The sequence below is a fragment of the Rhodoferax sp. GW821-FHT10B06 genome (assembly GCF_059415605.1).
The window spans coordinates 83566-109982 of the sequence record NZ_JBWKNO010000009.1; the positions used below are offsets into that span (position 1 = coordinate 83566).

The 26417-nt window shown below is 62.4% G+C and carries 22 protein-coding genes; 13 read left to right on the forward strand and 9 right to left on the reverse strand.

The window, feature by feature from the left end; translation table 11 throughout:
* From AC07O2_RS15375 to AC07O2_RS15425, 11 genes are all read left to right on the forward strand, one after another.
* A partial coding sequence (locus tag AC07O2_RS15375) for an MBG domain-containing protein (RefSeq protein WP_495076617.1) occupies nt 1-811 on the forward strand: 811 nt, incomplete at its 5' end.
* Between the two features lie 56 nt (nt 812-867).
* Entirely contained in the window at nt 868-2388 is a 1521-nt protein-coding gene (locus AC07O2_RS15380; RefSeq protein ID WP_495076618.1) for a ShlB/FhaC/HecB family hemolysin secretion/activation protein, read from the forward strand.
* Between the two features lie 9 nt (nt 2389-2397).
* Nucleotides 2398-3576, forward strand: a complete 1179-nt coding sequence (locus AC07O2_RS15385) for a fumarylacetoacetate hydrolase family protein (protein WP_495076619.1) — start codon at nt 2398-2400, stop codon at nt 3574-3576.
* Nucleotides 3577-3727: 151 nt separating this feature from the next.
* The gene (locus AC07O2_RS15390) at nt 3728-4087 is read left to right on the forward strand and encodes an FKBP-type peptidyl-prolyl cis-trans isomerase (protein ID WP_495076620.1); all 360 of its coding nucleotides are present in this window, start codon (nt 3728-3730) and stop codon (nt 4085-4087) included.
* 136 nt (nt 4088-4223) lie between these two features.
* On the forward strand, nt 4224-4727 hold the full coding sequence (gene grpE, locus AC07O2_RS15395; protein WP_495076726.1) for a nucleotide exchange factor GrpE: 504 nt from the start codon (nt 4224-4226) through the stop codon (nt 4725-4727).
* Between the two features lie 110 nt (nt 4728-4837).
* On the forward strand, nt 4838-6790 hold the full coding sequence (gene dnaK, locus AC07O2_RS15400; RefSeq protein ID WP_495076621.1) for a molecular chaperone DnaK: 1953 nt from the start codon (nt 4838-4840) through the stop codon (nt 6788-6790).
* A 122-nt stretch (nt 6791-6912) separates the two neighbouring features.
* Nucleotides 6913-7488 (forward strand): TMEM175 family protein, encoded by a 576-nt coding sequence (locus tag AC07O2_RS15405; protein ID WP_495076622.1) that lies wholly within the window; start codon nt 6913-6915, stop codon nt 7486-7488.
* Nucleotides 7485-8621 (forward strand): molecular chaperone DnaJ, encoded by a 1137-nt coding sequence (dnaJ, locus tag AC07O2_RS15410; RefSeq protein WP_495076623.1) that lies wholly within the window; start codon nt 7485-7487, stop codon nt 8619-8621. The genes AC07O2_RS15405 and dnaJ overlap by 4 nt, the downstream gene beginning before the upstream one ends.
* 202 nt (nt 8622-8823) lie before the next feature.
* Complete coding sequence (locus tag AC07O2_RS15415) at nt 8824-9930, forward strand: S-(hydroxymethyl)glutathione dehydrogenase/class III alcohol dehydrogenase (RefSeq protein WP_495076624.1); 1107 nt, start codon at nt 8824-8826, stop codon at nt 9928-9930.
* A 47-nt stretch (nt 9931-9977) separates the two neighbouring features.
* The gene (gene fghA, locus AC07O2_RS15420; RefSeq protein WP_495076625.1) at nt 9978-10853 is read left to right on the forward strand and encodes an S-formylglutathione hydrolase; all 876 of its coding nucleotides are present in this window, start codon (nt 9978-9980) and stop codon (nt 10851-10853) included.
* Between the two features lie 13 nt (nt 10854-10866).
* Nucleotides 10867-12522, forward strand: a complete 1656-nt coding sequence (locus tag AC07O2_RS15425; RefSeq protein ID WP_495076626.1) for a phosphoethanolamine transferase — start codon at nt 10867-10869, stop codon at nt 12520-12522.
* A 155-nt stretch (nt 12523-12677) separates the two neighbouring features.
* On the opposite strand, the gene AC07O2_RS15430 is transcribed toward AC07O2_RS15425, so the two are convergent.
* Both AC07O2_RS15430 and AC07O2_RS15435 read right to left on the reverse strand, forming a co-directional pair.
* A complete protein-coding gene (locus AC07O2_RS15430; protein WP_495076627.1) occupies nt 12678-13760 on the reverse strand; it encodes a PA0069 family radical SAM protein in 1083 nt (360 codons plus the stop codon).
* A 157-nt stretch (nt 13761-13917) separates the two neighbouring features.
* Nucleotides 13918-15201, reverse strand: a complete 1284-nt coding sequence (locus tag AC07O2_RS15435; RefSeq protein WP_495076628.1) for a DUF445 domain-containing protein — start codon at nt 15199-15201, stop codon at nt 13918-13920.
* Between the two features lie 226 nt (nt 15202-15427).
* Between AC07O2_RS15435 and AC07O2_RS15440 the strand changes: the two genes are divergently transcribed.
* Together AC07O2_RS15440 and AC07O2_RS15445 are read left to right on the forward strand one after the other, a co-directional pair.
* The gene (locus tag AC07O2_RS15440) at nt 15428-16003 is read left to right on the forward strand and encodes a hypothetical protein (RefSeq protein WP_495076629.1); all 576 of its coding nucleotides are present in this window, start codon (nt 15428-15430) and stop codon (nt 16001-16003) included.
* 10 nt (nt 16004-16013) lie between these two features.
* Complete coding sequence (locus tag AC07O2_RS15445; RefSeq protein WP_495076630.1) at nt 16014-16601, forward strand: hypothetical protein; 588 nt, start codon at nt 16014-16016, stop codon at nt 16599-16601.
* 57 nt (nt 16602-16658) lie between these two features.
* Here AC07O2_RS15445 and atzF read toward each other — a convergent pair whose 3' ends face one another.
* The 7 genes from atzF to AC07O2_RS15480 form a co-directional block, all read right to left on the reverse strand.
* Nucleotides 16659-18464 carry an allophanate hydrolase gene (gene atzF, locus AC07O2_RS15450; RefSeq protein WP_495076631.1) on the reverse strand — a complete coding sequence of 602 codons (1806 nt, stop codon included), beginning with the start codon at nt 18462-18464 and terminating at the stop codon, nt 16659-16661.
* Complete coding sequence (uca, locus tag AC07O2_RS15455; protein ID WP_495076632.1) at nt 18461-22084, reverse strand: urea carboxylase; 3624 nt, start codon at nt 22082-22084, stop codon at nt 18461-18463. The genes atzF and uca overlap by 4 nt, the downstream gene beginning before the upstream one ends.
* A 134-nt stretch (nt 22085-22218) precedes the next feature.
* On the reverse strand, nt 22219-22872 hold the full coding sequence (locus AC07O2_RS15460) for an urea amidolyase associated protein UAAP2 (RefSeq protein WP_495076633.1): 654 nt from the start codon (nt 22870-22872) through the stop codon (nt 22219-22221).
* Entirely contained in the window at nt 22869-23603 is a 735-nt protein-coding gene (locus AC07O2_RS15465; protein ID WP_495076634.1) for an urea amidolyase associated protein UAAP1, read from the reverse strand. Before AC07O2_RS15465 ends, AC07O2_RS15460 begins: the two co-directional genes overlap by 4 nt.
* Nucleotides 23600-24430, reverse strand: coding sequence for an ABC transporter ATP-binding protein (locus AC07O2_RS15470; protein WP_495076635.1), 831 nt, complete (start codon nt 24428-24430; stop codon nt 23600-23602). The genes AC07O2_RS15465 and AC07O2_RS15470 overlap by 4 nt, the downstream gene beginning before the upstream one ends.
* Before the next feature lie 146 nt (nt 24431-24576).
* Complete coding sequence (locus AC07O2_RS15475; RefSeq protein WP_495076636.1) at nt 24577-25356, reverse strand: ABC transporter permease; 780 nt, start codon at nt 25354-25356, stop codon at nt 24577-24579.
* Nucleotides 25357-25366: 10 nt separating this feature from the next.
* Complete coding sequence (locus tag AC07O2_RS15480; protein WP_495076637.1) at nt 25367-26374, reverse strand: ABC transporter substrate-binding protein; 1008 nt, start codon at nt 26372-26374, stop codon at nt 25367-25369.
* Nucleotides 26375-26417: the final 43 nt, after the last annotated feature.

Below are 26417 nucleotides of genomic sequence, written 5' to 3' on the forward strand. Positions count from 1 at the left end.
GAGCCAGAGCGGCAGCTTCGATACCAAGAACGTGGGCACCGCCAAGACCGTCACCGAAACCTTCGGCATCAGCGGCAGCGCCGCCGGCAACTATGTGCTGGCCAATTCCACCGCCACCACCACTGCCGATATCACCCCCAAAGCGATCACAGTTTCCGCGCAAGGTGCAAGCAAGGTCTATGACAATAACGCCGCAACCGATCCGGCTCTCATTTATGTGGCGAACGGCCTCATCGGCGGCGATGGTTTGGAGGGCACATTGAGCCGGGTCAGCGGTCAAAATGCAGGTAGCTATGCGATAAATCAAGGCAGCCTGGCCAACGCGAACTACAGCATTGCATTCACAGGCAATACCTTCTCCATCACTCCTGCGCAACTAACGATCGCAGCGAATAGTGCCAACCGCTTAGTGGGACAAAACAACCCCGCGTTCGGTGCAACATTTAATGGTTTTGTACCTGGTGAAAGTGTCAGCAATTCTGACTTGTCAGGCAGTTTGGTTTTTGGCACCACTGCAGCCAGTAACTCCGCGCCAGGACGGTACCCCATCGTTCCGAGTGGGTTGAACAGCAATAACTACCAATTGCACTATGAAGCAGGCACCTTGCTTGTCGACCCCGCCAACTTGGTAACCGTCGCACTAGGCTCATCAACCAATGAAGCTGGCTATACAGCAGCACTGCACGGGCTGTCCAATTTAGAACCCAGCAGCAACCGACTGACTCAAACAGTTTCAGCCGGTCATGCTGACTGCGGCTGGAGTTCAACCAAAGCCAGTTTAAGAGTAAGGGTCGTGTGCCGCACCAAGTGATAGCCACACTACCGCATGTCGTGTCGCTAATGCTATGCAGCATGCTACTGCCAGCAATGGCACAGACGTTTCCAGATGCAACTGGCACGCCCTCTTCCGCCTCTACCCAGGGTGCGGAAGAAAAGATTTCCATCCAAAAAATCCGCGTGACAGGTGCAACGATTTACTCCGCAGCCACACTCGAGGCCTTGGTCAATTCATTGAACCATGGGGAACATACCCTTGCAGAACTGCAGCTTGGAGTAGAACGCATCAATGCCTTCTACCGTGCGGATGGATGGACCCTGGCACGTGCCTATTTGCCCGCCCAAACGGTACACAATGGAGAGATTGAAATCCGCGTCTTGGAAGGCGCCCTGTCTGAAGTACATATCGACAACCAGAGTCGGCTACGAACCAGCGTGTTGGAAGCTCGCTTGGCCCCCATCCCACGTGGTGCTCCGCTCAACCAGCATCAGCTTGACCGCACCTTGCTGTTACTTTCGGATGTATCCGGTACCCAGTTCAGTGCCGACTTGGCACCTGGTGCGTCCACAGGGCTGACCGATTTGCGCCTTAGCGCCCAAACATCACCACTGCTCGCTGGGCGTCTGGAAGTAGACAACTATGGATCGCAATACCTGGGCCGCGTACGGACAGGTGGCAAATTCGCGTTAAACAATCCATTGGGCTACGGTGAGCAATTTGGCCTGCATGTGCTGGGAGGCCATTCATCTCTCTTTTTCGGAAATATCTCCGCACAAGTCCCTTTGGGTTTCAACGGCCTAGGCCTAGGGGCCAGCGTCACCCGCACGCAGTACCGACTAGGCTCCGACTTCGCCCAGCTTGATGCGACAGGCAGCGTCAGAGCCGCCGCGATCAACATCAATTACGCATGGATTCGCAGCCTAAATACCAATTTAAGCAGCCAAATCAGCGTGGAAACCCGCGCGTTACAAGACAAAGTCAACGCAACGGAGACCGTGATCGACAAGCACGCCCAGCATGCCAGCCTGGACTTGACCTTCAGCCATCGCAGCGAGGGTGGAAGCAACAATCTGGCTATTCTGCGATTCGGCACGGGACACCTGGCGCTGGACAACGAGGTCACGCGCGCAATCGACGCTGCTAGCGCCCAGACGGCGGGGCGCTACAACACCCTAGACCTAGAGCTGCAGCGAACCCAGCCGTTGCTCGGAAAATGGGAGGCATATGTACGATGGCATGGCCAAGCCGCATCCAAAAACCTGGATTCTTATGACAAGCTGGGACTCGGCGGCCCCAACGGAGTGCGCGCCTACCCGTCTGGAGAAGCCACCGGTGACCAGGGCTGGCTCTCCCAAGTAGAAATACGCTACACAGCATCTCCCATGCTCATTCCGTCCGTCTTTTGGGATACTGGCGCCGTGCTTATCAATAAGAATCCGTTTTTGTCTGGCGACAATCACCGTCACCTGGAAGGTGCGGGGCTAGGAATTCGCGGTAGTTACCAGAATTTTGACTGGCAAGCATGGCTGGCTTGGCGGCGAACCAATCCCGCCCAATCCGAAAAAGATATGTCCCCCCGCGCATGGATTCAAGGCAGTTGGGCTTTTTAAAGAACTAATATGCAACAGCATTTGACCCTCTCCAACATACTGCCTGCGGACCACCCAGACGCATTGCTGGTTGGCCGCATCTGGATGGAAGGCCGAGGCCCGGTGCTGGTCCAGGTGAAGGCCGACGGCATCTACAGCCTGGAACATCTGGCCCTCACCTGCAGCCAGCTGCTGGAGCTGGCAGACCCGGCGGCCATGGTGCGTGCCCAGCCCGGCCTGCGCCTGGCGGATACCGCCGCAGTGCTGGCCAACTCGGCGCACAACGCCCGCAATCCGTCGCAGCCCTGGCTGCTGGCGCCCTGCGATCTGCAGGCCCTGAAAGCGGCCGGCGTCACCTTTGTGGCCAGCATGCTGGAGCGGGTGATCGAGGAACAGGCGCGCGGCGACGCCAGCAAGGCGGCTGCGGTGCGCGCGGCCGTGGTGGCGGTGATTGGCGACAACCTCGGCAATATCCAACCCGGCTCGGCCGCTGCGGCCGAACTAAAAAAAGTACTGCTGACCCAGGGCATGTGGTCACAGTACCTGGAGGTAGGCATAGGGCCGGACGCCGAGCTATTCACCAAATCGCAGGTGATGAGCGCCGTGGGCCTGGGCACCGAGGTCGGCATCCACCCCGGCAGCGCCTGGAACAACCCCGAGCCCGAGGTGGTGCTGGCCGTCAACAGCCGCGGTTCGGTGGTCGGCGCAGCCCTGGGCAATGACGTGAACCTGCGCGACTTCGAAGGCCGCAGCGCCCTGCTGCTGGGCAAGGCCAAGGACAACAACGCGTCCTGCGCCATCGGTCCGTTCATCCGCCTGTTCGACGCGCATTTCTGTATGGACGACGTACGCCGCTGCGACCTGGCCATGGAAGTCGCCGGCCATGACGACGGCTTTGTCATGCAGGGTGCCAGCAGCCTCAGCAAGATCAGCCGCGACCCGGTGGACCTGGTGGAGCAGGCCATAGGCCCCAACCACCAGTACCCGGACGGCTTCATGCTGTTCCTGGGCACCATGTTCGCCCCCACCCAAGACCGCCATGGTCCTGGCCAGGGCTTCACGCATGTGATTGGCGATACGGTGACCGTGCGCACGGCCCAGTTGGGCCAGCTGGTGAACCGCGTCAACACCTGCGACCAAGTAGCGCCCTGGACCTATGGCATCAGCGCCCTGATGCGCGACCTGGCGCGGCGCCGGCTGCTGGCATAATCCAGCGTCTTTTACGGCCTCTACGCAGATTCTTACTGCGCTAGAAGCTATATTTTCAATAGCAATCTGCTTGCGCAACGCTTAGCCCTGGCCCACAAGCCTGCGGCTCTGCGTTGCGCCAGTCATTTGGCTGCAACTTCAAGGAACTCTCATGGCAATCACCACCACCGCTTCCGGCCTGCAGTATGAAGACACCGTTCTGGGTGCCGGCGACGTGGCCACCAAGGGCAAAAGCGTCACCGTACATTACACCGGTTGGCTGTACAACGACGGCGTGCAAGGCGCCAAGTTCGACTCCAGCAAGGACCGCAAGGACCCGTTTGTGTTTTCCCTGGGCGCCGGTATGGTTATCAAGGGTTGGGACGAAGGCGTGGCCGGCATGCAAGTCGGTGGCCAACGCACGCTGATCATCCCCGCAGACCTGGGCTATGGCGCCCGTGGCGCTGGCGGCGTGATCCCCCCGAACGCCACGCTGAAGTTCGACGTCGAACTGTTGGCCATCAAGGGCTGATCTCCGCCCGATTTTTTGCCCGCTGCCCCCTTGAAATCCAGGGGGTAGCCCCCAAGCTTGAACGCTGGTTCACTCGATTCCCCCACAGAACATGTCTGAAAACACCTCCAACCCCGACCACCAACCTCTGGACGGCATGGCCCCCGCTGAAGAGCTGGCCACCAGCGACGTGGAAGCCCTGGCCATCGCCCAGGCTGAGTTGGCTGCACTGAAAGCCAAAAGCGCCGATCTGGCTGACCAGTTTCTGCGCGCCAAGGCCGACGCCGAAAACGCCCGCCGCCGCGCCGAAGAAGACATCAGCAAGGCCCGCAAGTTCGCTGTGGAAAGCTTTGCCGAAAGCCTGCTGCCCGTAACCGACAGCCTGGAAGCCGGCCTGGCCATCAAAGACGCCACCACCGCTCAGATCCGCGAAGGCGCCGAAGCCACCCTGCGCCAACTGAAAAGCGCACTGGAACGCAATAAGGTCATTGAAATTGCCCCCGCCGCCGGCACCAAGTTCGACCCGCACCAACACCAGGCCATCAGCGTGGTGCCTGCCGAGCAGGAAGCCAACACCGTGGTGACCGTGTTGCAAAAAGGCTATCTGATTGCCGACCGCGTGCTGCGCCCGGCCCTGGTAACCGTTACCGCACCCAAATAAGTACACATTTGGTAACCCCACACTTGAAGTGGGAAAAGTTATCCACACATTAGATCCATCCGGGCGCTGAACCCAGCTCCCACCCTTTATTTAGATTGCAGGAGAAAAACATGGGAAGAATTATCGGTATTGACTTGGGCACCACCAACAGCTGCGTGTCCGTCATGGAAGGCAACACCCCCCGCGTGATCGAAAACGCCGAAGGCGCTCGCACCACGCCGTCCATCGTGGCCTACCAAGAAGACGGTGAAGTGCTGGTCGGCGCATCCGCCAAGCGCCAGGCTGTCACCAACCCCAAGAACACCTTGTACGCGGTGAAGCGCCTGATCGGCCGCAAGTTCACCGAAAAAGAAGTCCAAAAAGACATCGACTTGATGCCCTACTCCATCGTGGCAGCCGACAACGGCGACGCCTGGGTGCAAGTGCGCGGCAACAAGCTGTCGGCCCAACAGGTCAGCGCCGACATTCTGCGCAAGATGAAGAAGACCGCCGAAGACTACCTGGGCGAAGCCGTCACCGAAGCCGTGATCACCGTGCCCGCGTACTTCAACGATGCACAGCGCCAAGCCACCAAGGACGCTGGCCGTATTGCCGGTCTGGACGTGAAGCGCATCATCAACGAACCTACCGCAGCTGCCCTGGCTTTCGGCCTGGACAAGCAGGAAAAGGGCGACCGCAAGATCGCCGTGTATGACCTGGGTGGCGGCACGTTCGACGTGTCCATCATCGAAATCGCCGATGTCGATGGCGAAAAGCAATTCGAAGTGCTGTCCACCAACGGCGACACCTTCCTGGGCGGCGAAGACTTCGACCAACGCATCATCGACTTCATCATCAGCGAATTCAAGAAGGAATCCGGAGTCGACCTGTCCAAGGACGTGCTGGCTCTGCAACGCCTGAAGGAAGCCGCTGAAAAGGCCAAGATCGAGCTGTCCAACAGCGCATCGACCGACATCAACCTGCCCTACGTGACAGCCGATGCCTCCGGCCCCAAGCACTTGAACATCAAGCTCAGCCGTTCCAAGCTGGAAGCCCTGGTGGAAGAGCTGATCGAGCGCACCATCGCTCCTTGCAAGATCGCCATCAAGGATGCAGGCGTGAGCGTGGGTGACATCCATGACGTGATCCTGGTCGGCGGTATGACCCGCATGCCCAAGGTGCAAGAAAAGGTCAAGGAATTCTTCGGCCGCGATCCCCGCAAGGACGTGAACCCCGACGAAGCCGTGGCGGTTGGCGCTGCCATCCAAGGCCAGGTGTTGTCTGGCGACCGCAAGGACGTGCTGCTGCTGGACGTGACGCCTCTGTCCCTGGGTATCGAAACCCTGGGCGGCGTGATGACCAAGATGATCGCCAAGAACACGACCATCCCCACCAAGTTTGCGCAAACCTTCTCCACTGCGGACGACAACCAGCCCGCCGTGACCATCAAGGTGTTCCAAGGCGAACGCGAAATCGCCAGCGTCAACAAGCTGCTGGGCGAGTTCAACCTGGAAGGCATCCCACCAGCAGCGCGTGGTACGCCGCAAATTGAAGTGTCGTTCGACATCGACGCCAACGGCATCTTGCACGTGGGCGCCAAGGACAAGGGCACCGGCAAGGAAAACAAGGTCACCATCAAGGCCAACTCCGGTCTGTCGGAAGCCGAAATCCAGCAAATGGTGAAAGACGCCGAGCTGAACGCCGCAGACGACAAGAAGAAGCTGGAACTGGTGCAAGCCCGTAACCAAGGCGAAGCCAGCGTGCACAGCGTGAAGAAGAGCCTGACCGAGTACGGCGACAAGATCGAAGCGTCTGAAAAGGAAAGCATCGAAGCCGCCATTAAGGCCCTGGAAGAAGCCCTGAAGGGTGAAGACAAGGCCGCTATCGACGAGAAGAACACCGCGTTGATGACCGTCAGCCAAAAGCTGGGCGAAAAGATGTACGCCGACATGCAAGCCAAGCAAGCCGCTGAAGAAGCCGCTGCCGGCGCAGGCGCGGCACCTGCTGGCGAGCAAGCCGCGGGTGCCAAGGCTGCGGACGACAACGTGGTCGACGCCGAGGTGAAAGAAGTCAAAAAGGGCTGATCCACACGTCTGATTGATCGCGTGGATTCGCCGCCGCGTCGAATGGCCGGAACTCCCCAGTTCATGGTCTTTCGACGCGGCTTTTTGCCTCCCATGCAGCCCCTGCTTCACCACACCCGACCATGAACAAGACGCGACTGGAAGCCTTCAGCGATGGCGTTATTGCCATCATCATCACCATCATGGTGCTGGAGCTGAAGGTGCCCCACGGAACCGAATTCGCGGACCTGTTGCCCTTGTTGCCGGTGTTCTTGAGCTATGTGCTGAGCTTTGTGAATGTAGGCATCTACTGGAACAACCACCACCACATGCTGCACACCGTGAAGAAGGTCGATGGCCGCACCCTGTGGGCCAATCTGCACCTGCTGTTCTGGTTGTCGCTGATGCCGTTCACCACGGCCTGGATGGGGGAAAACCATTTCGCGGCCTTGCCCATGGCCTTGTTCGGCGGCGTATTGCTGATGTGCAGCATTGCCTATGCCACGCTGAAACGCAGCATCGTCTGCCTGCATGGCACGGATTCGGTGTTGGCGCGGGCCGTAGGGTCGGACGCTAAGGGCAAGTTGGCCACGGTGGCTTATGCGCTGGCTATCCCGCTGTGCTTTGTGAGCACGGCGCTGGCGGCTGGAATTATTGTGGCAGTGGCGCTGATGTGGCTCATCCCCGATCGCCGTATTGAGAAAGTGATTGCAGAATGAGCAAAAAAGATTATTACGAATCCCTCGGCGTTCCCAAGAACGCGTCCGAGGACGAAATCAAAAAGGCTTATCGCAAGCTGGCGATGAAGTACCACCCTGACCGCAACCAGGGTGATGCTGGCAAGGTGGCCGAAGAGAAGTTCAAGGAAGTCAAAGAAGCCTATGAGATGCTGAGCGACGCGCAAAAACGCGCCGCCTACGACCAGCATGGCTTCGCCGGCGTGGACCCGAATATGCGCGGCGGTGCTGGCGCAGAAGGCTTTGGCGGTTTCGCTGAAGCCTTTGGCGACATCTTTGGCGACATGTTCGGCCAAAGCCGGGGTGGACGTGGCGGTGGCCGCCAGGTATTCCGCGGCAGCGACCTCAGCTACGCCATGGAAGTCAGCCTGGAAGAAGCCGCCCGCGGCAAGGAAGCGCAGATCCGTATCCCCACCTGGGAAGCCTGCGACACCTGCCACGGCAGCGGCGCCAAGCCCGGTACCCAGGCCAAGACCTGCGGCACCTGCGCAGGCCAGGGCACGGTACAGATGCGCCAAGGCTTCTTCAGCGTGCAGCAAACCTGCCCCACCTGCCGCGGTAGCGGCAAGGTGATTCCCGAGCCTTGCACCGTGTGCCAGGGCCAGGGCAAGCTGAAAAAGCAAAAGACGCTGGAAGTCAAAATCCCGGCCGGCATCGACGATGGCATGCGTATCCGCAGCGTGGGCAATGGCGAGCCAGGCTCCAACGGCGGCCCGCCGGGCGACCTGTACATCGAGATACGCCTGAGGAAGCACGACATCTTCGAGCGCGACGGCGGCGACCTGCACTGCTCGGTACCGGTAAGCTTCATCACCGCAGCCCTGGGCGGCGAGATCGAAGTGCCCACGCTGGCTGGCAAGGCAGCCATCGATATCCCCGAAGGCACCCAGGCCGGCAAGCAGTTCCGCCTGCGCGGCAAGGGCATCAAGGGAGTGCGTGATAGCGCGCCCGGCGACCTGTATTGCCACATCACTGTGGAAACGCCGGTCAAGCTCACCGAATACCAGCGCAAGCTGTTGCGGGAACTGGAAGACTCGCTGAAAAAGGGCGGTGGCAAGCACTCGCCCACGGGCGACAGTTGGACCGACCGTTTGAAGAAATTCTTCAGCGCATAAAACAAAGCCCTCGACTTGAACTTCGAGGGCTTTTTTTATGTCTGACCACAGATCTTTACTTGCTATTAACTTGGTAGCACATTGCGCACGGTTTATATGCGCTACAGGCCTTTTTATCCATAAGAATAGCAAGCGTGCAGAGATATACCGGTGCAAGGGTCGCCGCTTATAGTTCAAGCCTTTGATTCTGAGAGCTTCGCCCATGAAAACCAAAGCCGCAGTCGCCTGGAAAGCAGGCGCCCCCCTGACCATAGAAACCGTGGACCTGCAAGGCCCCAAGTTCGGCGAAGTGCTGGTCGAGATCAAAGCCACCGGCATCTGCCACACCGACTACTACACCCTGAGCGGTGCCGACCCCGAAGGCATCTTCCCCGCCATCCTGGGCCATGAAGGCGCCGGCATCGTGGTCGATGTCGGCCCCGGTGTCACCACGCTGCAAAAGGGCGACCACGTCATCCCCCTCTACACCCCGGAATGCCGCCAGTGCAAGTTCTGCCTCAGCCGCAAGACCAATCTGTGCCAGCTCATCCGTGGCACCCAGGGCAAAGGCCTGATGCCCGACGCCACCAGCCGCTTCAGCCTGGACGGCCAACCCATCTTTCACTACATGGGCACCAGCACCTTCAGCAACTACACCGTGGCCCCCGAGATCAGCCTGGCCAAGATCCGCAAGGACGCACCCTTTGACAAGGTCTGCTACATAGGCTGCGGCGTCACCACCGGCATCGGTGCCGTGCTGTTCACCGCCAAGGTGGAAGCCGGCGCCAATGTGGTGGTCTTCGGCCTGGGCGGTATCGGCCTGAACGTGATCCAGGGCGCCAAGATGGTGGGTGCCGACAAGATCATCGGCGTGGACATCAACCCCGAGCGCCAGGCCATGGCCCGCCAGTTCGGCATGACCCACTTCATCAACCCCAAAGAGGTACCGAACGTCGTAGACGCCATCGTGCAGCTCACCGACGGCGGTGCCGACTACAGCTTCGAGTGCATAGGCAACACCCAGGTCATGCGCCAGGCGCTGGAATGCACCCACAAGGGCTGGGGCCGCAGCATCATCATCGGCGTGGCCGAGGCCGGTGCCGAGATCAGCACCCGCCCGTTCCAACTGGTCACCGGCCGCAAATGGGAAGGCTCGGCCTTTGGCGGCGCCCGTGGCCGCACCGACGTGCCCAAGATCGTGGACTGGTACATGGAGGGCAAGATCAGCATCGACCCGCTGATCACCCACACCATGCCGCTGGAGGACATCAACAAGGGCTTTGACTTGATGAAGCGCGGGGAGTCCATCCGCGGGGTTGTCTTGTATTGACCCCTGCAAGCGTCCCCGATTCACTGCCCTCTTACTTCTAAGGCTGTATGACTGATTCCTTGAAAACCCTTTCCGAGCACGGCTGCTTTGGCGGTGTGCAGACCTTCTACCAGCACGACTCGATGGAAATCGGTTTGCCCATGAAGTTCTCGGTGTTTCTGCCTGCGCACGCCACGTTGGGCCGGGTGCCGGCCCTGGTGTATCTGGCGGGCCTGACCTGCACGGACGAAACCTTCATGACCAAGGCCGGCGCCCAACAGTACGCAGCACAACACGGCATGGCGCTGATAGCGCCCGACACCAGTCCACGCGGTGCCAATGTGCCCGGCGAAACCGACAGCTGGGATTTCGGCCTGGCGGCCAGCTTCTATATCGACGCCACCGAAGAACCCTGGTCCAAACACTACCGCATGGAGAGCTATATCGTCCATGAACTGCTACACATCGCGGTACGCAACCTGCCCATAGACCCGGAGCGCATCGGCATCTTCGGCCACTCCATGGGCGGGCACGGCGCGCTGACGCTGGCGCTCAAGCACCCCGGTCTGTTCCGCTCGGTATCCGCATTCGCGCCCATCTGCGCGCCCACGCAATGCGCTTGGGGGCAAAAAGCCTTCACCGGCTACCTGGGTGCGGACAACAGCAGTTGGCCCGCGCACGATGCCGTGTTCCTGATGGCCGAACAGACCACGCCGCCCTACCCAGACGGCATCCTGATCGACCAGGGCATGGCCGACAAATTCCTGGCCGAGCAGCTGAATCCGCATATCTTCGAGGCCGCCTGCAAAGCCGTGGGCCAGCCGCTGCTGCTGCGCCGCCAGATGGGCTACGACCACGGCTACTACTTCATCTCGACCTTCATGGCCGACCACATGGCCCACCACAGCAAGGCCTTGCACGCCCCCTTGACCGCACAGGCCTGAAAGCCCTCCCCCCATGCAGCTCTTCAACAACCGGACTTTGCAAACCGGCAAACACCCCGCCTGGCTCATTCTCATCTCCAGCCTCTGGATCGCCACAGTGTGCAATGTGCCGCTATGGCGTGAGCTGAACCGCCTGCCCGAGCTGCACAGCCTGCGCGGCCTAGCCTTTGCCGCAGGCTTTGGCGTCATCATCGCGGCCACCATGGCGCTGCTACTCAACCTGCTGGCCTGGCGCTGGGTGCTGATTCCCGCCATCACGCTGAGTCTATTTGCGGCGGCCTTTGGTGCGCACTTCATGTTGTCCTATGGCGTGGTGATTGACACCACCATGCTGGTGAATGCGCTGCAGACCGATATGCGCGAAACCCGTGACCTCATGAATATGCGCATGCTGCTGACGGTGCTGGGCATGGCCGTGCTGCCCTGCCTGTGGCTGTGGCGCCAGCGCCTGCGTCGCCGCAGCGTGTTGCGCCAGATCGGCGGCAACCTGCTGGGCGTTGTCGTGTCCTGCGTCGTGCTGGTGGCCACACTGTTCCTGGTGTACCAGGACTTTTCATCGCTGATGCGCAACCGCACCGAGATACGCTATCTGATCAACCCGCTGAACTCGTTCTACGCCCTGGGCGACATCGCCGCCAAGCCCTTCAAGCGCGACGAAAGCAAAATTCTGCCGGTAGGCCAGGATGCACAACTGGCCATCCCACCCGGCCCCGCCGGCAAGCCCCCGCTGCTGCTGCTAGTGGTAGGCGAAACCGGGCGCATGGGCAACTTCGGCATCAACGGCTACGCGCGCGCCACCACGCCCGAGCTGGCCAAGGAACACATAGTCACCTACCAGAACGCCTGGTCCTGCGGCACCAACACCGCTGCCTCGGTGCCCTGCATGTTCTCGCACCTGGGCAAAAAGGCCTACGAAAGCCGCGACGCCAACTACGAAGGCCTGCTGGACATACTGCAGCGCAGCGGCCTGGGCGTGGTGTGGATAGACAACCAGTCCGGCTGCAAAGGCGTGTGCGACCGCGTGCCCAACACCAGCACCACCCAGCTGACCGACCCCGAGCTGTGCGTGGACGGCGAATGCTTTGATGAAATCATGCTGCGCAAGGCCCAGGCCCGTATCGACGAACTCCCCGCCGAACGCCGCGCCAAAGGCGTGGTCATCGTGTTGCACCAGATGGGCAGCCACGGCCCCGCCTACTACAAGCGCGTGCCCGCGGCCTTCAAGAAATTCCAGCCCGAATGCACCAGCAACAATCTGCAGGACTGCAGCCAGGCGCAGCTGGTCAACTCCTACGACAACACCATTCTGTACACCGACCACGTACTGGCCACCGCCGTCCACTGGCTGAAGACCAAGCAGGCTACCAACACCACCGCCATGGTCTATGTGGCCGACCACGGCGAGTCGCTGGGTGAAAACAACATCTACCTGCACGGCCTGCCCTATGACATTGCCCCCGACCTGCAAAAGCACGTGCCCTGGGTCACCTGGTTGTCGCCCGCCTACGAGCAACGCACCCACGTCACCACCGAGTGCCTGCAAAAGCGCAAGGACGAACGCGTCACCCACGACAACTACTTCCACTCGGTACTAGGCCTGCTGAACGTGAAGACCAGCCTGTACCAGCCGGCCCTGGACATGTTCGCGCCCTGCGTGAAACCGGGGTAGATTGCTCTTTTATTGATAGCATGTTGCGCAGGTATTACCTGCGCTGGTGAGCGATTTGATTTGTGGTTGCTTTGGGGCTTGGTGGCGCCACCCAATATAAAAAATGGCCCCAGCACAAATGAAAGCTAAGCAGCCACTACAAACAAGTTTGCTTCCTAAAACAAACTCCCCTGCCCCGACAACAAGCCCGGCCGAAACTGGCTGATGTCCAGCTCCACGCGCTCCCGGTTCAAGCCCAGCTTGACGCAGGTTTTGTGGAAGCGCTGGCGTATCAAATCGGCCCACAGGCCGCTGCCCTTCATGCGGGTTCTGAAGTCGGCGTCGTAGTCCTTGCCGCCGCGCATCTCCTGGATGCGGGCCATCACCCGGTCTGCGCGCTGCGGGTAGTGCAGCGCCAGCCATTCACGGAACAGCGGCTGCAGCTCCCAGGGCATGCGCAGCACGGTGTAGAAGGCGGTGCGCGCGCCGGCCTCATAAGCAGCGGCCAGCACCTGCTCCATATCGTCGTTGATGAACGGAATCTGCGGCCCCACACTCACGCCCACCGGTACGCCCGCCTCGGCCAATGCGCGGATGGTGCGCAGGCGCCGGTGCGGCGCGGCGGCGCGCGGCTCCAGCGTGCGGGCCAGGGCGCCGTCCAGCGTAGTGAGGGTGACATAGACGGCCGCCAGCTTGCGCTCGGCCATAGACGCCAGCAGATCCAGGTCGCGCTCCACGCCACTGCCCTTGGTCACCAGGGCCAGCGGATGGTGACAACTGTGGGCCAAGGCAATGGCGCTGCGGGTCAGGCGCAGCTCGCGCTCAATCGGCTGGTAACCATCGGTCACCGTACCCAGGGCGATCATGCGCGGCACATAGCTCTTGGCCGCCAGCTCGCGCGCCAGCACCTCGGCCAGGTTGCGCTTGGCGATGATCTTGGTTTCAAAGTCCAGCCCCGGCGACAGGTTCAGGTAGCTGTGCGTGGGCCGGGCATAGCAATAGATGCAACCATGCTCACAGCCACGGTAGGGATTGAGCCCGTAGTCAAAGTAAATGTCGGGCGAATCGTTGTGGGTGATGGCGCTGCGCGCGTCTTCAAAAATCACCTGGGTGGCCAGCGGAGCTGTAGGCTCGGCGCCCTCCAGCGTGCCCCAGCCATCGTCAAACGCGGCCCGGTCTACCGACGAGAAGCGGTGCGCCAGGTGCGTGGCCGTGCCCCGGCCTTTGATGGCGTGCACGGGGATATGTGCGTCGGCCACGGCTCATCCCCTGGCGGGCTGTGGCCACGCCACAGGCTTCAAGCCAAAACGCCGGCCAGCGCAGATAGCATCTGCGCAAGCAGCTATTAAAAATGAAGCATGGGTAGAGAACATTCCACGGGCTGGCTTGGCGTCGCCAAGCACAAATACTGATTATTTATACAGTATACAGTAGCACGGCATGTAGCACCAGGCCCGCCAGCCCGCCCACCAAGGTCCCGCTGATGCGGATGAACTGCAGATCGCGGCCGACGCTGAGTTCCAGCTCCTGCACCAGCTGGCGGTCGTCCCAGGCTTTGATGGTCTGCGCAATATGGCTGGTGACGCCCGTACGTAAGCTGCCCGCCAGTTGGCCCGCGGCCGCCAGCACGTGTTCGTTGATGGCCTCGCGCAGGCTGGCATCGCCAGCAATGCGTTCGCCGATGGCAGCCAGCGCGGCCTCCAGGTTGCGGGCAATGGCGGACTGCGGATCGGCCAGATCCTTTTGCAGCAAGGCCTTGATGTCGGTCCACAGCGATGCCACAAAGCCGCGCACGGCCGGGTCGGTCAGTGCGCGCTCCTTGATGGCGTTGCAGGCATCGCGCAACGCCGGGTCACTGCGCAGGCGCTCCACGTAGGAGGCCAGCCAGGCCTCGTAGCGCAGGCGCACCGGGTGTTCGGGCTGGGCCAATACCTCGCGCAGCTCCTCCAGGGCCGAGGCGCTGAGCTTCTCGGCCATGCTGTCCGCCAGCTTGGAGGTAGAGGCCACCGCGTCCACCATGCCCACCACCTTGGGCCACTCCTTGCGCACATGCTTGAGCAGCAGCTGCGCCACGGTAGCCTTCACCTCGTCCTGCGCCAGGTATTCGTCCACCTTGACCAGCCCGGCATCCAGCAGCGCGTTGTGCCGCCCGCCCTGCGTCAGCAGGCCCAGCACCTCGCCGGCAGTCGCCGCTGCGTCCCAGCGCCGCGCCTGTGCCACCACCAGCTCCAGCGTGGCGCGCTGCATGCGTTCGTCGTCAAACATGTTCAAAGTGCCCAGCGCCCAGCCGCGCGCCTCGGCCACCCAGAAGCCGACGCGCGCCGGGTCGCGCAGCCACTCTCCCAGGCGTTGCGCCGGGTCCAGCACCGCCAACTTGGCCAATAGCATAGCCGGGTCCAGAAAATGGTCGCGCACAAAGTCGGCCAGGCTGTCGGCGATGCGCTCCTTGCTCTGCGGAATGATGGCCGTGTGCGGCAGCGGAATCCCCAGCGGATGGCGGAACAGCGCCACCACCGCAAACCAGTCGGCCAGCGCGCCGACGGCCGAGGCCTCGCAAAACGCCCGCAACCAGCCCCAAGCCCCCTGCCCGCCCATCCAGTGGCCGGCCAGCAGGCCGCACAGCGAGGCCAGCAGCAGGACGGCGGCGATGACCTTCATGCGGCGCAACAAGTCTGAACGGGAGATGGATGAAGAAGTCATGTATGCAGCATATGCGCTCACCATCTGCAAACTACAGCCATGGCGCAATACCAGTCCGTCGCCATCGGTTCTACGCAAACGGGAAAGCAACAAACCATTGACTCCCCATGCACACCTTCTCCACAAATAGAAGGATGATTCTTCGTAGCAACATGTAAAGTCACGCTTACACTACCGCGCTTTTAGTTACATCTATTCATGAAAAGTGTGAGGGAAATTCCAATAAATGCTCAAGATCTTTCGTTACGTTTCGGCTGCCGTCACGGTTGCAGCAGCCGCAATACTGGTGGGCTGTGCGGGCCCAGCTCCCAACTATGCGCCGTCTATAGACAATGTACAAACGCTCAAAACCTCGGGGATTGAAGCCTCCAATGTTGGCAGTATTGCGGTAGCCGCAGACCTATCAGGCGGACGGTCCATGGGTCTGCGCGCCAGCAAAATGCTGTCTCCGGTAGGCGCCAATTTTGGCGACTACGTTACTCAAGCTTTACGCCAGGAGCTGGAACTAGCCAAGTTATACAACCCGAAGTCTGACTTTGAGATTTCTGGATTTTTGCTGCGCAACAACATTGATGCCGGAGGTATTTCTACCAACGAAGGGCAAATCGAAGCACGCTTTATTGTTAAACGTTCTGGGCAAATACGTTTTGACAAGACAAAGCGCATTGACCACCAATGGGAAAGCTCATTTGCCGGCGCCGTTGCCATTCCATTGGCGGCAAATAACTACCCAGTGATGGTGCAGAAGCTCATCACTGCGCTTGTCACCGACCCTGAATTCATCCAATCCCTACACAACTGATCTCTGCCAAATGAACCGAATCATCAAACTCCTACTAGCCAGTCTGACCAGCGCCGTATTGTTCGGATGCGCCCATCCCATCTCAATGAAGCCCGACCTGACCAGTCTGAAATCCCAAGGTAGTCCCATAGAAAAGCAAGTTGGCTACTACATGGCAGATACCAGCAAGGCTTTAGAAGTAACCACTCCGGGAGGCGGCGGCGACAAAGTTCGTTACTTCCCCTACCGAGACATTGAACCTGGCTTCTATAAAGCTCTGTCCGAAGTGTTTTCGAATGTCAGCAAGATCAAAAACGCCAAAGACTTGGACGAAGTTAGCAAAAGTGGCATCTCGTTGCTGATCGTGCCTGAGATCACCACGACATCGTCCTCACCCAGCCCGTTTACATGGCCACCAACCTTGTTCTCAGTCACGCTCTCCTGCTCGATCACGGATGCAACTGGACAGTCCATACGCACATTCAGCGTGACAGGCAATGGCAATGCAGAATTTGACGAGTTCAAGAAAAATTTCTCACTAGCCTCTGAACGTGCGACCAACGACGCACTGTCCAAATTGATTGTTGCCTTGCAAGAAGCACCCGAGTTGCGCAAGTAATAGCCCGACGTCAAAGACGTTTTTAAAGCGCTGGCAATTGGTTTACCAGCGCTTTTTTTATTTGGATGCCGCCAAATATGCGCGCCAGCCACCGAACGCGGTGATGTCACGCGCGCCGTCCAGCCCCGAGGGCTCGCAGATGAAGCCCGCCACCGACGAGCCATCGGCCAGCCAGGTCCGGCCTATACCCAGCGGCGCGGGAATGCCATCGACGAAGCTGCCGAACTGGGCGCCGGGCAGCTCCCAGACTTCCACCTCGATAGCAGCCCCGCCCTCGGCCACCCGGACCAACCCGGGGCGCTTGCCATCGGGCAAGGCATAGAGACGGTATTCCGGTGCCGTCGTGGTGCGCTGCACCAGGCGCCCGCCGCGGCTAGTAAGCTGCGGATTCAGCGGCTGGCCTTGCAGATGGGCGCCGCAGACTGCCACCTGGATTTGGCCTGAAGGGACGGCATTCACTGCCTTGAATGGGACGAAGGCATGGCCCGTAGCGCCGAGCGTAGCCGCCCTGCCCTGCAGGCTTGTCTGCCAGCGCTGTGCCAGGTGCAGCAGCGGCTGGTCCTGGTGCGCCGGCGCCACCAAGGTGATGCCAAACGGCAGGCCATCGGCGCGGAAACCAGCGGGCACGGCGATGGCCGCGTAGTCCAGCAGGTTGACGAAATTGGTGTAAATGCCGAAGTCGCTGTTGCGGGCAATCGGCTCGGCCAGCATGGTATCTATGCGGTGTATGGTGGGCGAGGTCGGCAACAACATACAGTCAATGCTGGCCCAGACGGCGGCACAACGCTTCGCCAGCGCGCGCAGCCGGTACTGGGCGGCGAACGCGTCGGCCGCCAGCGGCTTGGCGCCGCCCAGCGTGATCTCGCGCGTGACGGGGAAAACGGCGTCTGGCTGCGCATCGATGAAAGCGCGGATCGCCTGGTAGCGCTCGGCCACCCACGGGCCTTCGTAGAGCAGGCGCGCAGTTTCGAAGAAGGGTGCAAAGTCGATCTCGACCAGCTCGGCGCCCAGCGCCAATGCATGGGCGCGAGCCTCTTCAAAGCACTGGGCATAGCCGCTATCGCCCAGAAACTGCAGCTGGTCCGCACGCGGCACGCCCAGGCGCGGCCGGGCGGCACGGCCGAAGTCGTGGCCGTGCGGCTGGGCCGGCCGCGCATAGGCGTCCTGTGCGTCATAGCCATGGGCGACGGCGAACACCTGCTGCGCATCGTCGGCCGTCAGCGCGAAGATGGACACTGCATCCAGCGAGCGGCAGGCCGGCACCACGCCGGTGGTGGACAGCAGGCCCAGGCTGGGTTTCAGGCCCACCAGATTATTGAACCCCGCCGGCACCCGGCCCGAACCGGCGGTGTCCGTGCCCAGCGAAAAGCTCACATGGCCGAGCGCCACCGACACGGCCGAGCCAGCGCTGGAGCCGCCCGACACATAGTCCGGATTGAAAGAGTTACGGCAGACCCCATACGGCGACCGCGTGCCGTTCAGGCCGGTGGCGAACTGGTCCAGGTTGGTCTTGCCGATGGCGATGGCGCCCGCGTCCAGCAGGCGCTGCACCACGAAGGCGCTGGCCGTGGGCGTGTAGGCGTAGGCAGGGCAAGCGGCGGTGGTCGGCACACCGGCCAGGTCAATGTTGTCCTTGATGGCGAACGGCACGCCCCACAGCGGCAGGCTCTCGGGGCCACGGTCCATCAAGGCCTGGGCACGGGCGCGCAGCGTGGTGACGTCGATGCGGTGTATCCAGGCGGTGTGCGGGTCGTCGCCAATCGCGGTGACGACCTGCTCCACCATCTGCAGCGGCGTCAGGCTGCCGTCGCGGTAGGCCTGCTGCAGTGCGCCCAGGCTCAGGGAAATATCTGTCTTGCTCATGCTTGTTCTCCTTGCGCCATGCCCACAATGACCACCACGTCTTGCCCTGCCGCCACGGCGCTGCCTTCGCGGCAGGCCATGCGCCACACCTTGCCGGCGCAGGGCGCAGCGACGGTGAATTCCATCTTCATCGACTCGATGACCAGCAGCGGCTGGCCCTCCACCACCGCGTCCCCTTCGGCCACCAACAGCTTCCACACGCTACCGGGCACAGCACTGGCCACACTGCGCGCGCCAGGGGGCAAGTCGTCTTGCGACACGGCGGCGTCGATGGCTTCGGGCTCGCCCACGTATTCCGCCTGGCCGGCCACGCGCCAGCGCTCGCGCTCGTCCTCAAACGCATTGCCTTGCAGCGCGCGGAAGGCGGCGATGTCGTTGGCGTTGTTGGCCAGGAAGCCGCGGTAGTCGTGCAGGCTGAACGTGCCCTCCTCCACCCGCAGCGGGTAGCGGCCGGCCGGGAAGTCGCGGCGGATCTGCAGTAGCTCGTCCTCGCCCACCGGGTAAAAGCGGATCTGGTCGAAGAAGCGCAGCAGCCAGGGCTTTCCAGGCGCGAAAGCCGGGGCACCGCTATTGGCATCGCGCCAACGGTTCCACATCTGCAAGGTGCGGCCCACGAACTGGTAGCCGCCCGGGCCTTCCATGCCGTAGACGCACATGTAGGCGCCGCCGATGCCGACGGCGTTCTCCGGCGTCCAGGTGCGCGCGGGGTTGTACTTGGTGGTCACCAGGCGGTGGCGCGGGTCCAGCGGCGTCGCCACGGGCGCGCCCAGGTAGACATCGCCCAGGCCCAGCACCAGGTAGCGCGCGTCGAACACCGTGCGCCGGACTTCGGCAATGCTGTCCAGGCCGTTGATGCGGCGGATGAACTCGATGTTGCTGGGGCACCAAGGCGCGTCGGGCCGCACAGACTGCATGTATTTCTCGATCGCCAGCCGGGTCGCGCTGTCGTCCCAGCTCAGCGGCAGGTAGACGGTGCGCGATGGCACGACCAGGTCGTCGGTATCGCCAAGTGCATCGTCTGCTACAAAAATCGCAGCTATCAGCGCAGATACGCTGAGCGCCAGCGGCTCGAAATGTATTTGCAGCGAACGGATGCCGGGGGTCAGATCGACGATGCCCGGCAGCTTTTGCGCCTGCAGGGACTGCATCAGGCCATGCACGCGCAGGCGCAGCGCGATGTCCAGCACCGCATCGCCCAGCTCGACCAGCACATAGCGGTCGCCGGCCTGGCGCAGCACCAGCGCCGGGCGCTCGCCTTGGGCGGCGCGCTGGGCAAGGATGGGTGAGCCCACGGCTTCAACACGCTGCGGAATCTCGGGTGGGCTCCATTCCAGTTCGGCAATGCGTCGCTCCTGCGCGGCATGCAGAGCCAGGGCCTCGTCTGCGGTCACGCAGCGGAAGCGCACGCTGTCGCCAGGGCGCAGCTGGCCCAGCTTCCAGCGCTCGCTGGCCAGCACCACGGCCGGGCAGACAAAGCCACCCAGGCTGGGGCCATCAGGCCCGAGGATGACCGGCATGTCGCCGGTGAAGTCGATGGCGCCGATCGCATAGGCGTTGTCGTGGATGTTGGACGGGTGCAGCCCGGCCTCACCGCCGTCGCGCCGCGCCCACTCGGGCTTGGGGCCGATAAGGCGCACACCCGTGCGGCTGGAGTTGTAGTGCACCTGCCAGTCGGTGCCGAAGAACATCTGTACGTCACCATCGGTGAAAAAGTCCGGCGCACCGTGCGGACCGTAGAGCACGGCGATGTCCCAGTGGTTCTGGTACACCGGCACCACCTCGGCCGGCAAGGCGGCCAGCGGCTCGGCGATAGCGCCCGCGCCTATGTGCAACATGTCGCCCACCCGCAGGGTACGGCCCGCATGGCCACCGAACTGGCCCAGGGTGAAGGTGGAGCGGCTGCCCAGGTACAGCGGCACATCCAGCCCGCCGCGCAGCGCCAGGTAGGTGCGCGCCCCTGCACCCTGCACCGCGCCGAGCTTCAGCACGCTGCCGGCCTTGACCCAATGCGACTGCCACAGGGGCAGCACCACACCGTCGACGCTGACCGCCATCGCCGCGCCGCAGACCGCCACCAGCGTATCGGCATGCAAGCGCAGACTCGGGCCACTGAGCGTGCATTCCAGCGCAGCAGCATCCGGCACGTTGCCGACCAGCCGGTTCGCCAGACGCATCGCCAGATCGTCCATCGGGCCACTCGGCGGAACGCCCACCGCCCAGTAGCCAACGCGGCCCGGATGGTCTTGCACGGTGGTCTGCACCCCGGCGTCCAGCACCTCCAGCGCCTGCGGTTGGTAGTGCAGATCGGCCAGGCTGCGCGTGACCATGCGGCCCTCGACAAACACCGGGTCGGCGGCGACGGTGCGCAGGTAGCGCAGATTGGTTTCTATGCCCGCCAGCCGGGTCGCGGCCAGCGCGGCCTGCAGCTTGGCGACGGCATCGGCACGATCGCTGCCGGTGACGATGAGCTTGGCGATCATCGGGTCGTAGTTGGGCGGCACTTCGCTGCCGGTGGCAACCCAGGTTTCGATGCGTGCATCGGCCGGAAAGACAACCTCGGTCAAGCCGCCCGCGCAGGGCTGGAAGTTGCGCGCAGGGTCTTCGGCGTAGAGCCGTACCTGGATCGATGCACCCTGGGGCGCAGGCACGGTCAACGCGAAGTCGTCGCCGCGCGCCAGTTGCAGCATCCAGGCCACCAGGTCCACGCCGGTCACCTGCTCGGTCACACCGTGCTCTACCTGCAGACGGGTGTTGACCTCCAGAAAGTAGAAGGCGCCGGTGTCGGCGTCCAGCACGTATTCCACCGTGCCGGCGCTGCGGTAGTTCACGGCTTCGGCCAGGCGCACGGCGGTTTGCTGCAGGGCGGCGCGGGTAGCGTCGGACAGGCCGGGTGCCGGGGTTTCTTCGATCACCTTCTGGTTGCGCCGCTGGGCCGAGCAGTCGCGTTCGCCCAGTGCCACCACCCGACCTTTGCCATCGCCGAACAGCTGCACCTCGATGTGCCGGGCGCGCTCGACGAACTTTTCCAAGAACAGGCCGGCGTCCTTGAAATTGGCCTGGGCCAGGCGCTGCACGGTCTCAAACGCCGGCCCCATTTCGGCCTCGCTGCGTATCAGCCGCATGCCGATGCCACCGCCACCCGCCGTGCTTTTCAGCATCACCGGGTAGCCAATCCGCGCGGCCTCGCTCTGCGCCTGGGCCAGATCCAGCAGCAGGCCGCTGCCGGGCAGCAAGGGCACGCCCTGGGCCTCGGCCAGCGCGCGGGCCGTGTGCTTCAGGCCGAAGGCACGCATCTGCGCGGGCGTGGGGCCGACGAAGGCGATGCCGGCGTCTTCACAGGCCTGGGCGAAGTCCGGGTTCTCGGACAGAAAGCCGTAGCCGGGGTGGATGGCGCCGGCTCCCGTGGCCCGCGCTGCGTCGAGAATGCGCTGCGGGTCGAGGTAGCTTTGCGCTGCCGGTGCCGGGCCGATGCAGACGCTGGTATCGGCCATCGCCACGTGCAGCGAATCGGCATCGGCCTCGGAATACACGGCCACCGAGCGCAGGCCCAGCGCCTTTAGGCTGCGGATCACGCGGCAGGCGATGGCGCCGCGGTTGGCGATCAAAACGGTATCGAACATAAGGATGTCCTCATGGGTGGGTCGTCCCACCAAGTGGATAGCGCGCCACGAGTCGTCTCGCGGGCAAAATTCAAAGAAAATCGGCCTATGGCGCAGGTAGTACCTGCGCCAACTGCTACGAATTCAATAGCAACTCAATCCCATACCAGCAAGCGGATAGGCGTCGGGCTGTAGCCATTGCAGGGGTTATTCAGCTGCGGACAATTCGAGATCAGCACCACCACATCCATCTCGGCCCGCAGCTCCACGTACTTGCCAGCGCCAGAGATGCCGTCTTCAAAGCTGAGGTGGCCTTCCGGCGTCACCGGCACGTTCATGAAGAAGTTGATATTCGGTGCGATGTCGCGCTTGCCCAGGCCCAGCGCTCCCGCCTCACGGCAGTGGCAGAGCGCGTGCATGAAGCTGTCGCGGCAGCTGTGCATGGGGCGCTTATCCAGCGCGTAGCGCACGGTGTTGCTCTCGCTGGAGCAGGCGCCGCCCAAGGTGTCGTGGCGGCCGCAGGTGTCTGCGGTGATGGTCAGCATGACACGGCCTTCGCTGGAGTACAGGCGCGACCCCAGACCCAGATACAGCTGGCCATTACGGGCGATGGTGTCGGCTGCGCTGTAGCGTTCCTCGGCGTTGGCGGCGCTGTAGAACAGCGTGTCTACCGCCTGGTTGCCTTCGAGGTCGAGGATGCGCAAGGTTTGCCCGGCGCGCACCGTGGCCATCCACGGGTCGCCGGCCATGCATGTCTGGTCGAGCACGGCATCCACCGGATTCAGTTGACTTTCGAGTAGTTTGCTCATGCAGCGACTCCCACGTAGCGTTCGGTGTTAGTGAAGGCGCGGCCGTTTTGTGCGCACTGGGTACGGCAGGCGTCTTCGGCAGCGACAGGGTCGGCACGGTAAGCGCTGAGCTGCACATCGGCGGGTGCGTAAACGGGGTTCGCATCCAATGGATGCGGCGCGCTGCTGAGCACCACCAGGGTGTCCATCTCGAAGCGCAGATCGACATAGCTGCCGGCAGTGCTGTGGCCGCTCACATGGCTGAGTGCGCCGTCGGCATCAGGCACCACCTTGCTGAAGAAGTTGACGCTAGGCACCAGGTCGCGCGCGCCCAGGCCCCACTTGGCCAGCTCGATCAACAGGTTGTCGCGGCCATTGCGGTGCATGGCGTTGCGGTGCTGCTGGTAGCGCTTTTCACCGTACTGGGCCAACACCATGGCTGCATCGCTCACGCCGCACCAGGTGTCGTGCCAGCCCAGACTGTCGGCCGTGATGGAACACAGCACCCGGCCCATGTCCGACTGGCACACATAGCCGGCGGTGAGGAAGGCGGTGTGCTGCGACTTCAAGGTGTCGGGCATGTTGTAGCGCTCCAGCGGCTGCTCGGCGTTGAAGAACAGCGCGGACACATTGGCGCCACCTTGCAGGTCGGTGAGGCGCAAGGCGGTGCCGCGGCGCAGACGGCCGGACCAGTGGTTGCCGCCGGGGAGGTGTTCCTCCCACAGCAGCTTGTTGGCGGGGATGGGGTTCATACAGGATTCCTTTCTTCGGCCATTTGCGTGAGTTTTTGCAATTGGTCCAGGTCGGTTTTCATGCCCGAGGTTTCGCGGATGCGGTCCAGCAGCTGGCGTTTGAGGCGCAGAAACTCGGGGGCGAGCTTCATGTCCTGCTCGCGCTTGGCCGGCAATGGCACGTCGTAGATCGAGTCGATGCGGCCGGGGCGCGGCGCCATCAGCACCACGCGGTGGCCGAGGTAGATGGCCTCTTCCACGTCGTGGGTCACAAAGACGATGGTGGTGCGCTCCAGGCGGTGCACGTGCAGGATCAGGTCGTGCATCACCTCGCGGGTCTGCGCGTCCAGCGCGCCAAAGGGCTCGTCCATCAACAGGATCTGCGGCTTGCCCATCAGCGCGCGGGCAATCGCCACGCGCTGCTGCATGCCGCCAGACAGCTGGTTCGGGTACGCGCTGGCCGAGGCCGTCAAACCCATCAGTTGCAGCAGCGCGTCGGCGCGGCCCGAGGCGGCCTCGACGTCGGCGCTGCTGCGGTTGCGGGTCTGGGCGCTGAGCTGGCGGCAGAAGCGGATGTTTTCCGACACGCGCAGCCAAGGGTAGAGGCTGTAGTGCTGGAACACCATGGCACGGTCTTGCCCCGGCCCGGTGATGGCTTGGCCATCCACCAGCACATCGCCCTGGCTGTGGGTTTCCAGCCCGGCCAAAGTCCGCAGCAAGGTGGACTTGCCGCAGCCGGAGGCACCGACCAGAGTGACGAACTCGTTGTCGGCAATGCCTAAGTTCACGTCGTTCAGGGCCGTGGTCTGGCCGAAGTATTTCCAGACGTTTTTGCATTCGATTTTCATATATGCACTTCTAGAAATTCAGGTTTTCGGGATGAAGTGCTAGGCGCACGGAGCGCAGGACACCGGAATGCACTTTGGTGCATGAGGATTCCGAGCACCGCGCAACGACGCAATTCGCCCGAAAAATGGATTTATGGGAGTGCATATCAACGTCCGTGCATCCAGGGGAATGCCTTGCGGTGCAGCAGGCGGAACAGCTGGTCGATGGCCAGGCCGATGCAGCCGATCAGCAGGATGCCGGCAAATATCTTGTCGGTCTGCAGAAAACGCTGGGCCTTCAGAATCGCAAAGCCCAAGCCCGAGTTGGCGGCCACCAGCTCGGCCACCACCAGGTAGGTCCAGGCCCAGCCCATCGTGATGCGCAAGGTGTCCAGCAGCGCTGGTTTGGCCGATGGCAGGATCACCTTCTCCAGCACCTCGCGCCGGGTGGCGCCCATGGTCTGCGCGGCCTCGATCTGCGCCATCGGCACGCGGCGTACGTCCTCGGCCACCATCAGCACCATCTGGAAGAAAGTGCCGATGAAGATGATGGCCACCTTGGCGCCCTCGTCGATGCCGACCCACAGCATCACCAGCGGGATGAAGGCCACGGCGGGCATGTAGCGGATGAAGTCGGTCAGCGGCTCCAGCAACGCCTGCACCGCGCGCCAGCTGCCGATCAGCAGGCCCAGCGGTAGCGCCAACAACGCGGACAGCGCCCAGCCGGCGACCACGCGCAAGGTGCTGATGGCGGCGTCGCCCAGCAAATCGTCTTCCATGGCCCAGGTGAGGATGCGCGCCACCACCTTCTGCGGACCCGGCAGAAACACCGGGCTGACGCCCGCAAACGCACTCAGCAGCACCCAGCCCAGCAGTGGAACTACCAGGCCGATGAGCGCAAGCAAGCCGTAACTGCGACGCGAGATCGCCAGTCTTATCGACCACATGGCGCAGGCCTTACTTCAGCGCGTCTTGGACCAGGGTGCCGTCTATGCCCTTGGCGGCATCGGGCTTGCCGTCGATCAGCTTGTACTGCGTCAAAAATGCGGCAATGGTCGGCGCGGTGCTGGACAGCGACAAGGCATTCTTGGCATCAAACGCCTGGGTGTTGGCGGCGGCGTCGAAGAACTTGGTGCCGGGCAGGAACACGGTGTATTCCTCGGGCGACATGCTGACCACCTTGGACATGATCTTGGCGGCTTCGGCCGGTTGCTCGCGGATGAACTTCTCGGTATCGAACCAGGCCTTGATCATGCCGACCAGCTCCTTGCGCTTGGTCTGGATGGCTTTGTCTTGCGCCACCAGCAGGTCGGGCACCAGGCCGGGCATGTCTTTGGAAGTGAACAGTGGTTTGCCCTTGCCGCTGGCTTCGATCTGGTGCACCCAGGGGTTCCACAGAACGGCGGCATCCACCTTGCCGCTGATGAAGGCGGCGGCGGCATCGCCAGCGGAGAGGTTGACGATCTTCACGTCGCCCAGCTTCATGCCGTTCTTGGCCAGCGCCGTGGCCAGCACAAAGTGCGAAATGCTGTACTGCTCCAGCGCCACCTTCTTGCCCTTGAGCTGGGTGAAGGAGGTGATCTTGGGGCCGACCATCAGCGCGTCGTTGCCGGCCGAGTTGTCGTTGACCAGAATCGCCTTCAGCGGCAGGCCCTTGGCCAACGGGCCCAGGGTGTCGGACCAGGTTTGCGAGTTCGCATCCAGCTGGCCGGACGACAGCGCGCCGATAGAGTCGGTGTAGTTGGCGAACCAGACCAGCTTGACGTCGGCGCCATATTTCTTGAAGAAGCCTTTTTGCTCGGCCACATACCAGGCGACCCAGCCCGGCCAGTCGGACAGGCCAACCTTGACCTCGGCGGCAGCCGGCCGGGGCAGGCTGACCGCCCCCAGGCCGACCAGCACCATACAGACGCTGACGGCACAACGTTTGAACGCAAAAGAAATCGGAGAAAAATGGAAAGACATAACAGCTCCAAGGTTGAAGAACAAATGCGGGAGACCACCTCGA

Excerpts from the sequence above, each read along its gene's own strand:
- AC07O2_RS15380 (WP_495076618.1), top strand. The coding sequence starts at position 868 with ATGGCACAGACGTTTCCAGATGCAACTGGCACGCCCTCTTCCGCCTCT.
- AC07O2_RS15385 (WP_495076619.1), top strand. The coding sequence starts at position 2,398 with ATGCAACAGCATTTGACCCTCTCCAACATACTGCCTGCGGACCACCCA.
- AC07O2_RS15390 (WP_495076620.1), top strand. The coding sequence starts at position 3,728 with ATGGCAATCACCACCACCGCTTCCGGCCTGCAGTATGAAGACACCGTT.
- grpE (WP_495076726.1), top strand. The coding sequence starts at position 4,224 with ATGGCCCCCGCTGAAGAGCTGGCCACCAGCGACGTGGAAGCCCTGGCC.
- dnaK (WP_495076621.1), top strand. The coding sequence starts at position 4,838 with ATGGGAAGAATTATCGGTATTGACTTGGGCACCACCAACAGCTGCGTG.
- AC07O2_RS15405 (WP_495076622.1), top strand. The coding sequence starts at position 6,913 with ATGAACAAGACGCGACTGGAAGCCTTCAGCGATGGCGTTATTGCCATC.
- dnaJ (WP_495076623.1), top strand. The coding sequence starts at position 7,485 with ATGAGCAAAAAAGATTATTACGAATCCCTCGGCGTTCCCAAGAACGCG.
- AC07O2_RS15415 (WP_495076624.1), top strand. The coding sequence starts at position 8,824 with ATGAAAACCAAAGCCGCAGTCGCCTGGAAAGCAGGCGCCCCCCTGACC.
- fghA (WP_495076625.1), top strand. The coding sequence starts at position 9,978 with ATGACTGATTCCTTGAAAACCCTTTCCGAGCACGGCTGCTTTGGCGGT.
- AC07O2_RS15425 (WP_495076626.1), top strand. The coding sequence starts at position 10,867 with ATGCAGCTCTTCAACAACCGGACTTTGCAAACCGGCAAACACCCCGCC.
- AC07O2_RS15435 (WP_495076628.1), bottom strand. The coding sequence starts at position 15,201 with ATGACTTCTTCATCCATCTCCCGTTCAGACTTGTTGCGCCGCATGAAG.
- AC07O2_RS15440 (WP_495076629.1), top strand. The coding sequence starts at position 15,428 with ATGCTCAAGATCTTTCGTTACGTTTCGGCTGCCGTCACGGTTGCAGCA.
- AC07O2_RS15445 (WP_495076630.1), top strand. The coding sequence starts at position 16,014 with ATGAACCGAATCATCAAACTCCTACTAGCCAGTCTGACCAGCGCCGTA.
- atzF (WP_495076631.1), bottom strand. The coding sequence starts at position 18,464 with ATGAGCAAGACAGATATTTCCCTGAGCCTGGGCGCACTGCAGCAGGCC.
- uca (WP_495076632.1), bottom strand. The coding sequence starts at position 22,084 with ATGTTCGATACCGTTTTGATCGCCAACCGCGGCGCCATCGCCTGCCGC.
- AC07O2_RS15460 (WP_495076633.1), bottom strand. The coding sequence starts at position 22,872 with ATGAGCAAACTACTCGAAAGTCAACTGAATCCGGTGGATGCCGTGCTC.
- AC07O2_RS15465 (WP_495076634.1), bottom strand. The coding sequence starts at position 23,603 with ATGAACCCCATCCCCGCCAACAAGCTGCTGTGGGAGGAACACCTCCCC.
- AC07O2_RS15470 (WP_495076635.1), bottom strand. The coding sequence starts at position 24,430 with ATGAAAATCGAATGCAAAAACGTCTGGAAATACTTCGGCCAGACCACG.
- AC07O2_RS15475 (WP_495076636.1), bottom strand. The coding sequence starts at position 25,356 with ATGTGGTCGATAAGACTGGCGATCTCGCGTCGCAGTTACGGCTTGCTT.
- AC07O2_RS15480 (WP_495076637.1), bottom strand. The coding sequence starts at position 26,374 with ATGTCTTTCCATTTTTCTCCGATTTCTTTTGCGTTCAAACGTTGTGCC.